15 protein-coding genes are annotated in these 12,145 nt (G+C 33.9%); 4 read left to right on the top strand and 11 right to left on the bottom strand.

From position 1 onward, the window contains the following. The 4 genes from BLP52_RS03045 to BLP52_RS03060 form a co-directional block, all read right to left on the bottom strand. Complete coding sequence (locus BLP52_RS03045; protein WP_091708610.1) at nucleotides 1–210, bottom strand: hypothetical protein; 210 nt, start codon at nucleotides 208–210, stop codon at nucleotides 1–3. 298 nt (nucleotides 211–508) lie between these two features. After that, nucleotides 509–907 carry a hypothetical protein gene (locus tag BLP52_RS03050; protein ID WP_154717779.1) on the bottom strand — a complete coding sequence of 133 codons (399 nt, stop codon included), beginning with the start codon at nucleotides 905–907 and terminating at the stop codon, nucleotides 509–511. 583 nt (nucleotides 908–1,490) lie between these two features. Further along, a complete protein-coding gene (locus tag BLP52_RS03055) occupies nucleotides 1,491–1,721 on the bottom strand; it encodes a hypothetical protein (RefSeq protein ID WP_091708614.1) in 231 nt (76 codons plus the stop codon). A gap of 85 nt (nucleotides 1,722–1,806) precedes the next feature. Further along, nucleotides 1,807–2,085, bottom strand: coding sequence for a hypothetical protein (locus tag BLP52_RS03060; RefSeq protein ID WP_091708616.1), 279 nt, complete (start codon nucleotides 2,083–2,085; stop codon nucleotides 1,807–1,809). A gap of 282 nt (nucleotides 2,086–2,367) precedes the next feature. Here BLP52_RS03060 and BLP52_RS03065 point away from each other — a divergent pair, with 282 nt between their 5' ends. Together BLP52_RS03065 and BLP52_RS03070 are read left to right on the top strand one after the other, a co-directional pair. Next, nucleotides 2,368–3,057 (top strand): hypothetical protein, encoded by a 690-nt coding sequence (locus BLP52_RS03065; protein WP_091708617.1) that lies wholly within the window; start codon nucleotides 2,368–2,370, stop codon nucleotides 3,055–3,057. Next, nucleotides 3,054–3,332, top strand: a complete 279-nt coding sequence (locus tag BLP52_RS03070; RefSeq protein WP_091708619.1) for a hypothetical protein — start codon at nucleotides 3,054–3,056, stop codon at nucleotides 3,330–3,332. Before BLP52_RS03065 ends, BLP52_RS03070 begins: the two co-directional genes overlap by 4 nt. A gap of 169 nt (nucleotides 3,333–3,501) precedes the next feature. Here BLP52_RS03070 and BLP52_RS03075 read toward each other — a convergent pair whose 3' ends face one another. From BLP52_RS03075 to BLP52_RS03095, 7 genes are all read right to left on the bottom strand, one after another. Then, the gene (locus BLP52_RS03075; RefSeq protein WP_091708621.1) at nucleotides 3,502–3,960 is read right to left on the bottom strand and encodes a hypothetical protein; all 459 of its coding nucleotides are present in this window, start codon (nucleotides 3,958–3,960) and stop codon (nucleotides 3,502–3,504) included. 673 nt (nucleotides 3,961–4,633) lie between these two features. Continuing rightward, on the bottom strand, nucleotides 4,634–5,611 hold the full coding sequence (locus BLP52_RS03080) for an AN1-type zinc finger domain-containing protein (RefSeq protein WP_091708623.1): 978 nt from the start codon (nucleotides 5,609–5,611) through the stop codon (nucleotides 4,634–4,636). 92 nt (nucleotides 5,612–5,703) lie between these two features. Then, the gene (locus tag BLP52_RS03085) at nucleotides 5,704–6,258 is read right to left on the bottom strand and encodes a hypothetical protein (protein WP_091708625.1); all 555 of its coding nucleotides are present in this window, start codon (nucleotides 6,256–6,258) and stop codon (nucleotides 5,704–5,706) included. 653 nt (nucleotides 6,259–6,911) lie between these two features. Continuing rightward, nucleotides 6,912–8,528, bottom strand: a complete 1,617-nt coding sequence (locus tag BLP52_RS03090; protein ID WP_091708626.1) for a hypothetical protein — start codon at nucleotides 8,526–8,528, stop codon at nucleotides 6,912–6,914. A 122-nt stretch (nucleotides 8,529–8,650) separates the two neighbouring features. Continuing rightward, nucleotides 8,651–8,818, bottom strand: a complete 168-nt coding sequence (locus tag BLP52_RS14270; RefSeq protein WP_154717780.1) for a hypothetical protein — start codon at nucleotides 8,816–8,818, stop codon at nucleotides 8,651–8,653. Further along, nucleotides 8,819–8,980 carry a hypothetical protein gene (locus tag BLP52_RS14275; protein ID WP_154717781.1) on the bottom strand — a complete coding sequence of 54 codons (162 nt, stop codon included), beginning with the start codon at nucleotides 8,978–8,980 and terminating at the stop codon, nucleotides 8,819–8,821. A gap of 359 nt (nucleotides 8,981–9,339) precedes the next feature. Then, the gene (locus BLP52_RS03095) at nucleotides 9,340–10,560 is read right to left on the bottom strand and encodes a site-specific integrase (protein WP_091708628.1); all 1,221 of its coding nucleotides are present in this window, start codon (nucleotides 10,558–10,560) and stop codon (nucleotides 9,340–9,342) included. Nucleotides 10,561–10,802: 242 nt separating this feature from the next. Between BLP52_RS03095 and BLP52_RS03100 the strand changes: the two genes are divergently transcribed. Both BLP52_RS03100 and BLP52_RS03110 read left to right on the top strand, forming a co-directional pair. Beyond that, complete coding sequence (locus tag BLP52_RS03100) at nucleotides 10,803–11,015, top strand: TRAM domain-containing RNA chaperone (RefSeq protein WP_091708630.1); 213 nt, start codon at nucleotides 10,803–10,805, stop codon at nucleotides 11,013–11,015. A 902-nt stretch (nucleotides 11,016–11,917) separates the two neighbouring features. After that, the gene (locus tag BLP52_RS03110) at nucleotides 11,918–12,112 is read left to right on the top strand and encodes a DUF378 domain-containing protein (protein ID WP_091709157.1); all 195 of its coding nucleotides are present in this window, start codon (nucleotides 11,918–11,920) and stop codon (nucleotides 12,110–12,112) included. Nucleotides 12,113–12,145 lie beyond the last annotated feature (33 nt).

A 12,145-nucleotide genomic window follows, 5' to 3' on the forward strand; every position in this document is an offset into this window, starting at 1 on the left:
TTACCACGTATTCCTTTGAATGGTAATCGTGAATGTTGACCTGTCAGGAGCAATGACGACAAGACCCTTATCTGTAGTTAGCATACCTGCATCTTCAAACGTTAGAACTTGGAATGATTGTATCTCTGCATCCTCGTCCTCTTCATCTTCCCAAGTCTTTTCCCATATTGCTTTTTCAAGAAACTTCTGAAACTCTACTTCGGTTGTCATTGATTATCACCGAAAAGGGTTATTCAGTACATTCCTCATGTAAACTATGTATGAAAAGTTACGCTGTTGTGATAGAGGAAATAGAATAATATATCAGGCAAAATCAGAACGATAAGCACATGAGAAGAATGAGAGGAAGAAAGATAAGATAGTCATAGAAAATTATCAAATCTCTCACACAAGAAGAGGCAAGGGTAAATACTCCCAAATATAGACTAACTTTTCAATACTAGGATAAACTATAATTGCTAACCAAAGTTAGCATATTTCAACACAATCAACAGAAATGATATCAATATCATTGCCTTTCCGATATCATTTTCTCATATCCTGCTCTTGTCAAACCCATATAAGAGTCTATTTTTTGTGGAACTCCTCCTCTTTCCCTCTTTCTAAGGTTAAGTTCACGACCTTGAACATATAATCCATGTAGATTCATGTATGTTTGAATACCAAGCATCGTAACTCTATATTTCCACATTATTCGATTCTTAATAGGGCATTTCCCTCTTCTTCTGCCTACATATCCATAATGAAGATAACGTTTAAGACCATCTCTTACTTTTTCAGGTTCTTCATTTATCATTTCTGCTATTTCATTTGGAGATGCATACTTTGGAAAATGATTATTTATCATCCCATCAAAAATTTTATACTTCAAATAATTATGTTTATGATAAACTCCTGACGCTGCCATATTAAAAAAATTGTGAAGGATAGGACATTAAAATTTTGATGGTCAGATTAAGCTCTTATTCTTGGTAGTTCAAAGTAACACCAAATGTAACAGATGTTTTACTAAATTTAAGACCTATAATTCATGGTCAAAACAGTTAAAAGTACCTCTTAGATTTAGTAAATCTAAATGTTTCACCAAACTTACGAATTTATTTTACAATGGCATGGCATTTTTAGTGCCGCATCAAATCTGAATCATTGTAATCTCATGTAATGGATTGTAAAAAGTAGCCTGATATATTGATATTCGATATCATAGAAATCCTGTTACAGAGGATGTACTTGATAGGAAAATAGGAAAATGATATTGAAGCAAGGGTAAGGGTGGAAGTGATTTAAGCCCTTACCCTTTATTTTTTAAGAGGTAGATGAAGGGAATGGTAACCTTCACCTTTTCATTTTCCAATGGATACGCATCGCATCTTATTGGATTGTGGTAACCATTTTTGGAGGTAGCATATGAAACGAGGATAATTTGCCACAATCCAATCCTTCTCTATCTCACAATTAAAAAATCCATTTCTTAGGACATGTAATTTTAGTCATACAAGTTTGAATGCCCTTAATGTGACGAATGCACCAATACCAAGTATAGAATATCCAAATACCCTAAATAGAGGTGATACTACCTCTTTTGAGCCTTCCATGGATTGGTATGCATCATCTGATTCATTGATACCTGTATCTTCGTATGCTCCACCAACTGCATTTAATCCTACCAATACGAGCAATGCAAGTGCTATCATCAAAACTAAGCCGCCTGAAACATTCATTTCAATATTCTCCTTCGATGGTTATTACTTGCAAGAATCGATCTGACATCATGAAAAAGAAATTATGACAAAAAGAGGAATGGGATTAAAGGAATCCCATATACCGCATTATTGCTGAAGCTCCGAGTGCCAAAATCATAAGTGCGGCCAGCGTATACCCAGACTCGATGTTACCAATAACGCTCTGTGAGAGGTTATAAAAAGCATCTGTTTCATCAAGACTTGCTGAACTGACTACTCCATTGAGAATAACAACACCAATAATAAGAATACAAGCCACTCTTATAATTATAGTTGTTACTTCTGCTGCATCTCCGTGTTCGACTTTCTTTGCATATCTCTGTGCTGCTGCGACATCCATCATTTATGAATCATTCCTGTTTGTTTGATTGTAACATAATATGTTACTTTCTAAAAAATTCATATCTGAATCGGGATATAAAGAGCTATGGTGAGTTTTGAAAAAAGAAGAGTTAACAAAAGTGTAGAACTTTAATGTAGTTATATATGATTTTAAAATGGTATATAATCTCATTAAAACTTATCATTTTTGATTTACCGAGTTTACATGTCCTGTAACTTTGATAAATGTCTTTATGGAATTGACTAAGGACTTGATTGACATTGATTTTGAAGGTGTTTGCATATGAAATATATGAAATTAGTAAATGATATGCAAGGCATGTGGGATGAAGATGAATTAGAAATAAAAATCGATACACTTAGTAATGACGTAATTAAGTTTATTGAAAACGAAATAACTATTCTTCCTCAAAGCCCTCTCAAGTACAATACAGAATTTAAAGTCTTGGCGACAATTAACAATTATAAAAAAGAAATTAGAAATTTAGAACGTATCATTTTTAATGAATTTGACAACCCGGATTTACATCTAAAAATTCAAGGATTAAAATATTATCGACAAAAGCAAATCCACAAATTATGGTTGGAATACAAAGAACTGCTGTTCGATAACTATGAAGAATTGAAAGAACGAGCACTACAGATAAAATCAACAGAAATTCAAAATTTGTATCAGCAAATCATATCTGACGAACAAAAACTAACTGAAATGAAATCGGAAGAGAAGGAACTAAAGAAGCTGAAGCTGCAATCCCCAGCTAGAAACGTCATTAATAAACAAATCCGAGAAAACCACTTTAAGCAAATACCAATTAAACAAAATATTCGATTGAATATGAATTTAATGTCAGATATTATTAGGGAACATGAGCTTCATTCTAATTTTTGCGAAGAATGTTATAACATTCATTGTATAGAACGCGAATATGAAATTTATGATGATGTATTTGATGCGGGTGAGGTGACAGCATGATTCCCTGGGAGATTTGGGCAACTTTAATAGCAATCGCAATCATCGGAACAGCATATAGCTGGCGCATCAGGGACGACAACAACTATACAGACATTATTACAGGTTTTGTGGCAGTAGTGTTTTGGCTCATAGCAGGAATTTCATTATTTGGAACAGGAGTTGTCACCCAGACAATGGCATATGCAAACTCATCTATGGCGTGGATGTTCATTGCTGTCGGAATTATTCAGGCACTTATAGTGTTCATCGGTGCAACTGACCTATGGCATAAGTAAAGCTGACGAATACCCATCATCAACTCTCGTTTTACTATCAACTTGTAAAGTACATTGCAGTAAGGCTAATTATCATTAAGAAGTCATGTAGTGCTTGGTTTGAAAATCAGTATAACCTCGTATGAGGCGAGAAAAAAGAAAAAAGGTATTGATAGAGGGTTAATTTGCTCTAATGGTAGGTTATTTTGACATTATAAACATATTTACTACCCTCTTCGTATTCTCTGCCCGCCAATATCATTTCCTCTTTTAAAATCTCACAAACAGCTGACACATCTTCTAATGAAAAGTAATTGATGACAAAATGTTTGTTAAGATATCTTCTATTAGCTTCAGGAAGTATCTGATAAGGATACAACCATCTATACTTTTTACCTTCAGGAGCATCATAGTTGTTTTCCCGATAGATGTCAGTAATTATCGGTTTAAGCTCCTTTTGTTTTTTCTTAGCCTTGTACTCTTCATCAAGGATATCTAATGCTTCACCCTCACCTTTTGCTCTACCTGTTCTAATCAGTTCTACTACAGCTTCTCCCAAGTCGGAATATTTTTGATCTTCTTCTGATTGTTCCTCGTAAGGTATGGGCTTAACAACTATACTTTCAGTTACTTCTTTTGTTTGTAACATTTTTATTCACTGTCCTTTATACAACGTGAAGAAGGACAAAAAAAGTATAAGCATCGAATCTCCAAAAGTACAGTATAAATACTTTCTTCTCAGACACGCCGGGGTACTTCTTAGACTGTCTATTACTATTCAGCCTAAGCCCAATTGTTCTCTTCTACTCTTAAATGGACGTTCTGATTATTAAGTGTTGTCGTATTCTATAAAATCAGATAGTGTCGACTGATAATTAAACAAGAGCTTTTAAATAGGGTTAATTATTACCTTCAAATGCAAGTTATCTATAATTCATACGGATTCCTGTAAACTTTTGGATTCTCTTTGAAACTATACAAAAATATATTAATAATCAATTGTTTAATATGCTTATCATATAAATTATGAGGCAATGCCTATTAATTGTAGAGGTAATAGTATGGGATTAGCTGATAGAGATTATACAAAAAGAGATTCAAATGGCAATCTTTATGCCACGAATAACCATAGCAGTTCAGTAAATTATTCCAATCAATATAGCAGTGCTCAAACAAGCTATAAAAAATACAAACCAAGCTTGTACTTAAGGATTAAATGGAAACTCATGAGGTTATTGAGGTTGCGATAGTACTATCTTGACCACATTTTTATATCTGACACTTTGCCTATTTTATGAGGGGGAAGTAAGGAATTATAAGAATTACAATTCCCAATATATTTCCACATTTTTAACAATGCCTAAACTTTCAAAGAATCCTCTTAAACGGACATTATCTTTTCTTAAATTATAGAATTCATAATCAGGCGTGTTAGTATAGTAAGCGGAGACAACACCATATTCTTTTCCTTCTTCGATATATGCTATTTTGTCAAAGCTATCTAATTCATCCAATGCTGTTGTTGATCCTGTGCAATCAACATAGACTAAACATTTATCTGTTGTTGTAACAGCGTTCAGGGCATGTCCTTCAGGTCTATCTGTAAAATCTACTACAACATAAGCTGTTTTAATACCTGCATTTTCGGCATTGTTATGCAATTTTTCAGCAAAATCGGCACATACAAAAGTACCTTTTTGGTATAGGATTCTGTCAGTATCGTCCTCTTTCAAAAAAGCAATTAATTCATCCCATGTAGGATCACTTGCTGATTGATTTTCAATTAAAGTAATTGGTTCCCCAGATGCTTTTACAAATACTGTACTTGGTACAGAATCTAATGTATTTCCATTTGAGATATTTCCATCTGATGAGGAAAATGATATTATTGCAAGAATTGTTAAAACAAATATGAAAGTAAAAAATATAGCTACGAATGGGAATTTTGTTTTTTTCTTTACGATATATTTGTTATCATTCATATAGAAAGTTGCTTCAGATGGATTGTGTGGTTGCCAATGAGATGAGCTATTACATGCAATTGTTGGTTCATAGACAGGATTCTTTTTTGATTCTTTTGAACTTTTAATTGTATTTTTTGTTTCTTTGCGGGGCTTTGGTTTATTTAGATAAGCGCAATGATGACTTTCGGGTAAACGATGCGAAGCACAAAATGTACCATGACATCTGCTACATTTAAATGGGAGGGCAAATGTTTTTGATTTTATTACTTTGTGACCTCCAGTTTCATAGGAATAGTCACTTCCTGTTATTTCGTTACCGCAATAATCGCATTTCATTTTAAATTAGCCTTCAGTATTTTTGTTAGTTTGTCATCTTGGATTCTTATGTAGGTATATAGTGAAAAATAAAAAAATAAGGTACATATATTCTATTTGAAAAGACCTTTAATAGAATCTATGATTTTTGATAATCCTTTTTTCTGTGGTTTGGATTTTACTTGTGGTTTATGTCTTGCTTGTGGTTTGGATTTTGTTTGTGGATTTGGCCTTGTCTGAGGATCAGGTCTTGCTTGTGTAGTCTTATTTTGATTAGGCGTAGGCTTAGTTTTAATTTTTACAATTGGTTCAGCAATACCTTTTTTGTGACCACAGACAGTACATTCCATTTCATAATAGTCAAAATTATTATCATAACGAATAAATTTTTTAGAATAATTGTGTGAGCAGTTCTCTTGTTTGCATTTTATGCAGATATTCGATTTAACGAATGTATCTTTATTTTTGTAATATGATTCTATGCAGTCCGAACAAAACAGATTTCCGCAGCTTGAACAAAGAATTGCTTTTTGTTTCTTTGTTGATTCTATTTCAATTTCCTCGACTACAACACCATTATTTGTTATAATTGAGCTGGTTTTCTCTTCTTGTCTATACTCTATTTCCAACTCATTTCCACAATATCCACAAAAACTATTATTTTCCATTAAAACCCACAACATTTGTTTTTTTAAGATGTTCTATAGATTAGGTGAATTTGATATAAATATTTTGATTTATACATGAGAAAATGAAGTTACTATCAAAAAACTAATATTCAGACCAACAGAAACCCAATATGAGATTATCTAATAACACCTCTCCTATATCCTCTACATTAAAAGAAATCCTATTGACCAATACATGAGGGTAGGTTATGAATTGGATGATATGGTATGGGTTTTTATTGTAGGTATGGAGGATGGAAATATCTATGTTTTAAAAACGGAGTACCACACCACTAATGGGAGCTGTATTTTTGAGCCTATTTGAGCTATTTTTGAAGGATTTTTGAATATAAAAATGATAATGGGTGCCGGATTTTAGGTTTAATTTTGAAAATTTGGTTGTGTGCAAGAAAAAAAACTTCGTATCATAATATTTTGAAATGGCATATTTAACAAAATAATTTATTAAATGCAACATATCATTAAATTATTCTTCTATACAATTTCCATTTTTCAAAAATAGAATATATTATATACATAAATTAGAGTTACTAATAATGGTTTTTATTTTTATATTAGTTCAAAAATAGCCCAAATATTCCTCAAAAACCATCAAAAATATAAAAAAAGGTATTGGGAGCAATACCTGATGTTTACCAACTAGGGTGATTTGACATTGAATAACCGTCTTTCCTTTCACCCTTTAAGTAAATGAATTCATTACTGAATTTCATTACATTTTCACATCTAAATAATTCAGTCTTGCTTCCTTCTTTAGTCACTACTTTAATGTCTGAAATTCTATCCAATAATCCTTTTATTTCACCATGACCTTTAAGTCTATCACGGACAGTTCCATAAGGAATGTCTGCTTTTTGAGCTATGCCTGATATTGATAATCCACTATTATCATGAACACATACAAGAGCGTTCATTATTGCTCGTTCTTTGTCATCAAGACTTGACATGATATTTGTCATCTGGGTTTCGAACAACTCCTTTGCATTATAAAAGTCATCCTTTGTTGCAATAAGGTATCCTCGATCATCCTTTTCCCTTTGAGCAAAATTCAAAATCGTAAATCCTTTTACCATATCCCAGAACTTGTTAATTGCCCTGTATTTACTTTTGTCAGTACAGACTGCATTGTCCGCAATTTCTTCAGGTATGATAACATTGAATGTCTGTTGCTTGATGATTCTGAACATTTCTCGACAGACGAGTATTTTTTCATCTACAACAACAAGACGACTTTCACCTGTTTTGAGACTCTCATTTGTATAATCCCAGACATTATCATGCTGCTGAGTTGAATTTTCAGGTGTCAACATAAACATTCTATCTCTTAATTCATCAGAATTCCTATTTTCAACTGATGTTAAAAGCATCATCATTCGCTTAGGACCATTGAATACTTTGGCTTCATCATTAAGAACTACTGTATAACTAATTTGCTTTTGGAATTTAGACATTGCTTCTTTCATAATCTCTTCAAGTGCTTCTGACAAATGTGTATCATCGCTAAAAATAATAGAACCATCAAGAAGATACAGCATTCTGTATATTGCTTTATCAGATAATTTTCCAACATATACATACTCTTGTGGCATTACATGAACTGTAGATGAAACAAGATGTGTCTTACCTGACCCTTTATCACCATTGAATGTAGCTTGCAGACCATTACTGTTTAAACAGGATTGATTGGCAATTGCAATAAGCAATATTTTGATGTTATTCTTATCTCCTGTATGGATTGTTTGAATAACATCTAATGCGAACATTAAGGGGTCTTTTGTTAGTAAAATATTTTGTGCTGTTGCTATTGCTCGTTGCCTATCAACATCAGTAAAATGAGACTCATCTTCGCAGACATGACAGTCCGCATCGTTTTCATTCTCACTGTCCTCAGACATTAGGTAGAATAACTCAGCTTTCCTGTGGATTGCCTCCGTCACTATTTCATCCAGCAGATTTTCGCCCTCATCTTTACCAACACCAAGGCGCGAGAGTTGCTTGATTATTTTATTGTCGCGCGAATCTTTAGCTTCAGTTATTGGTTCTTTACTTGGAATAGTTTGGAAACGTGGTTCACCATTATAGATCAACTGAAAATTCCATTTCCCTTTATCATAGGATATTATAGCTGAAATATCCTCATTGGTGGTGTCAATAGTTATGCTCTTCCCAACAGGTGGTTCGATGAGTCCATCTCGACACACGACAGTTCCCATTTCAGTTATCGGGGATGCTTCTAATAATTCTGACATGATAATCCCTCTTGACACGGGAATTAATCAGGAACCATTACTTACATAAGGTGAAAAATGAATTATTACTTGGGTAATTCATTTATCGAGGGATTCCTGACAGATTCCTCGTATTCCTCTTTTTAGTATCCCACCTGCTTGTCTACAAGATGCTGTTCAAGTACATCAGAAATATAGGCACTTCTCGGCATGTCTCCACGAATTTCATCAATTCTATCATACAACTTAGGATGAATGGATACACACATTCCTATTTTCTTTTCAGATGCAGGAACTTTAGCTCTGACCATTTACTGACCAACCCCTATTTCCAAAAAGGTTTCTGCAAGAGCTCGCTCCGTTGCGTTTCCTGTTGTTGCAAGGGATTCTAATATGTCTTTACGGTCTGTAACCAATGTGGTTACTGTCTGATTTAATTCTTTGCTGTTCATGATGTCACTACCATGAACCATAAAAAATAGCACTGATGTTATGGTGTACAAGAACTTCTATTCGTACCTCCAAATTATCTAAAATGATAATTTGCAAGCACCCAGTTGCCGTAACCATTTTCTCTGATTCAATTCTTAACAAGTAATTATTACTTTTTCCTAGTATATAAAACCACTGAAAATTGCAGGAATTATGGGCTTTCTTTTTTGATTACAGGTCAATAATCGACTTTTATGATGATAATAAGTAAGCAGAAGTGATAAATAAGAATATGACCTTATCGGATTTTAGGGAGTTGAATTGAATTAATATCATTATACCACTGCGGTATAGAAAATTGAACACACGCGATGTACGATGGGAAGAACGGTAAAAAAAATTACTGTTGCATCTGTGCCATTTTGCTATTAAACAGTTCTTGTATTTCGGGTGACTGCATCATAATTTTCATCATCTCTGCCATTGTAGCATTCTTATCCTTATTCGCATTATCATTCAATCCATATCCACACTTGTAACAAAATGCTGCATTCTGCGGATTATATTCTTTGCATCTATGACACTGCACAGGCATTGTTGCATCGGGTTTTTCTTCCTGCTTCTTGATTCCGTACATTTCTAATACTGCACCATCAGTATCTTTTCCTGCCAAATGGACATAAGTTGCAGTCATGTTAGAACCAGGAACCCAACCAAGATACACTTTCATCTGCTGTTCCGTCATATGATGTGCTAAATGGGTTGCTCTTGCATGTCTAAATGAATGCGGATTTGTCTTTTTCTTGATACCTGCTTTTTCAGCAAGACCTGTCAATATTGAATAGAAACCCATGTATTTCAAAGGCTTCAAGTTCTTATCAAGTGTCACCCATAATGGTGCTTCTGGGTCGTCTTTCAATGGGTGTACATCAATCCACTGGCGTAGATAACTTGCTGCATAAACAAGTAATATTTTTCTTGCACCTGTTTTGCCTTTTGGAAACAGGATATGCACAAAACCCTCGTCATCAAATTCAACGTGTTTCAGCTTGCATGATAATATTTCCTTTGCCCTTGAACCTGCTTCATAAACTGAAGCAACCATAGCTTTATTTCGAGGATGATTTGAAGCTTTAATCAAGATTTCAATTTCATCGTGTGTTAACAAATCTTCAGGTAGTTTGTTGTTTGTTTTTGATGCCTTTATCTTTATCATGTTGTTAAGCTCGTCCTCTTTCAGATATTTCAACAAATCCTTAAAGTGCATCTTGCGTGTGGTTTTTGTTGATTCTGCCAAAGGCTTTTCTTTCCCTCCACGACAATAGGTGTAGGTTGTAAGGGTCATCAGATATGTCTTAATATCTCGTTCAGTCAAATTGGACAATTCAATATCTGTATTTTTGAAAACAAATATCAGGTCGTCTATTCTTGTGCAGATTGAACTTTTTGCAACCAAGCCATTTATCAACAAGTCATCAATATACTCATTGGCAATTTCTAAGTTTGTGCTTGAAGTTACAGGAGGAAGAACTTCCGTATGTTCTTTATTTTTAACAATATGTTCTTCGCCAAGTGCGTTCATCCGTTCACGAATTTTCTTAACTGTCTCTAAATTTGCCATTTAAATCACAATTATCTTTATTACCCTGAAAGGATATATATGTTATGTAATTGACTAAACATGAATAAGATATGGTTTCTGCACTGACTCTGATTTGTATTGAGAAGATTTAAATATCTGTTGTGTATACTTAGCGCTGTAAGATTTGATACTATTCTGGATTCATTGATATTACATTTTTATCGTGGTTTTTTTCAGTATGGTTTCGATTCTTAATTTTGAATTAAAGGACGTGTATTATTTTGTTTAATAACAATGACAGAGAATCAACAGCTCCAGTAGATGTTGGCGAGACCTATGAAGTAACAATTGAAGACCTTGCAAGAGAAGGAGACGGCATCGCCAGGATTGAAGGCTTTGTAATCTTTGTACCTGACACTCAGGTCGGCGACACTGTAAACATCAAGATCACAAGAGTACTGCGCAAATTCGGATTTGCAGAAAAGGAAGAATAAATCGACTAAAGAATGGTTTTTACCATTCTTCTTTACTTTTATCTAGATTTCAATTGGTTTTTAATTATTTCCGTTTTCTATTTCTCATTGGATTCCGTTCCAAGAAATAATATTTATCTGCCGTTATCTTGTCTTTTTGTTGGGGTTTAAAGCACTGTTTTTGAATTGCACTTTTAAAAGCTGTCCTGCAATCTCAAACACAAAAGCTTTGATTGATAAGGCTGTGATTTTTTTGAAAATATTGATGTTGAGTGAGGTGGTCCGAGTTACTAATATCATGTTCGTTGTATCTTCCTATGAATATGTGGGGGTGATGAATGACCTTTGATACTGGAGAAATCAAAAGCTTGCGACATTATCATCATTGTTTATCCTACTTGTATTGGTGTACGTTCATCTGTGGCACAGTTAGTATTAGGGGGGAGTTGATGGTACTTATGGGGATAGTGATCCTGAAACCGGGAAATTCCCTCTTTATGGAAAGGTCGCAGGAGTGATAATTACAGATAATAGGGATGGTATACGTACTGTTACATCCATGACTTAATTCAACCTAAGTCATCCTGATTGCACAATTTCTCCAAATGTTGATTATTAATGGATAGGGGATGTAGGTCTAGGTCCAAGCTACATAAAAGCTGGTGGTGGAAGGCATCCTTACACTAACAAAACGGTTCGCTACATGGGTAACAACCTTGTTTTCTTTGCAAAAATACTAAAAGAAAAATCTATTCCTACGAGTATAAATCAGCTCTATAAGGATGCTCTGAAAGAAAGTGAATTAGTTCTTTTAATTTCCACTATCTGTGTGGTTTTTAACATTTCAACAGTTATATATAATGTAATCTAAATATTACTTTAATTGGTAAAGGGGTTAAAAGGGAGGTGAAGCTTTGCCAAGAATGAATAGTATTGACTGGATAGCCATGGTATTGGTGATAATAGGAGGTCTGAACTGGGGTTTGTTTGGTATCTCTGCTAATCTGAATCTGGTAGATATGATCTTCGGATACAGTATCATAGCAAGAATAGTCTATATTCTGGTTGGTTTGTCTGCATTATATATGATCTATTTTGCAGTACAAAACAAAGAATAAGTTGCAACTGTGATGCAGATTAAAGAGTAGTAT

The sequence above is a fragment of the Methanolobus vulcani genome (assembly GCF_900100715.1).
Classification (GTDB): Archaea; Halobacteriota; Methanosarcinia; order Methanosarcinales; family Methanosarcinaceae; genus Methanolobus; species Methanolobus vulcani.

Coding starts and splice junctions, on each gene's coding strand:
- BLP52_RS03045 (WP_091708610.1), bottom strand. CDS start 210: ATGACAACCGAAGTAGAGTTTCAGAAGTTTCTTGAAAAAGCAATATGG.
- BLP52_RS03050 (WP_154717779.1), bottom strand. CDS start 907: ATGGCAGCGTCAGGAGTTTATCATAAACATAATTATTTGAAGTATAAA.
- BLP52_RS03055 (WP_091708614.1), bottom strand. CDS start 1,721: ATGAATGTTTCAGGCGGCTTAGTTTTGATGATAGCACTTGCATTGCTC.
- BLP52_RS03060 (WP_091708616.1), bottom strand. CDS start 2,085: ATGATGGATGTCGCAGCAGCACAGAGATATGCAAAGAAAGTCGAACAC.
- BLP52_RS03065 (WP_091708617.1), top strand. CDS start 2,368: ATGAAATATATGAAATTAGTAAATGATATGCAAGGCATGTGGGATGAA.
- BLP52_RS03070 (WP_091708619.1), top strand. CDS start 3,054: ATGATTCCCTGGGAGATTTGGGCAACTTTAATAGCAATCGCAATCATC.
- BLP52_RS03075 (WP_091708621.1), bottom strand. CDS start 3,960: ATGTTACAAACAAAAGAAGTAACTGAAAGTATAGTTGTTAAGCCCATA.
- BLP52_RS03080 (WP_091708623.1), bottom strand. CDS start 5,611: ATGAAATGCGATTATTGCGGTAACGAAATAACAGGAAGTGACTATTCC.
- BLP52_RS03085 (WP_091708625.1), bottom strand. CDS start 6,258: ATGGAAAATAATAGTTTTTGTGGATATTGTGGAAATGAGTTGGAAATA.
- BLP52_RS03090 (WP_091708626.1), bottom strand. CDS start 8,528: ATGTCAGAATTATTAGAAGCATCCCCGATAACTGAAATGGGAACTGTC.
- BLP52_RS14270 (WP_154717780.1), bottom strand. CDS start 8,818: ATGGTCAGAGCTAAAGTTCCTGCATCTGAAAAGAAAATAGGAATGTGT.
- BLP52_RS14275 (WP_154717781.1), bottom strand. CDS start 8,980: ATGGTTCATGGTAGTGACATCATGAACAGCAAAGAATTAAATCAGACA.
- BLP52_RS03095 (WP_091708628.1), bottom strand. CDS start 10,560: ATGGCAAATTTAGAGACAGTTAAGAAAATTCGTGAACGGATGAACGCA.
- BLP52_RS03110 (WP_091709157.1), top strand. CDS start 11,918: ATGAATAGTATTGACTGGATAGCCATGGTATTGGTGATAATAGGAGGT.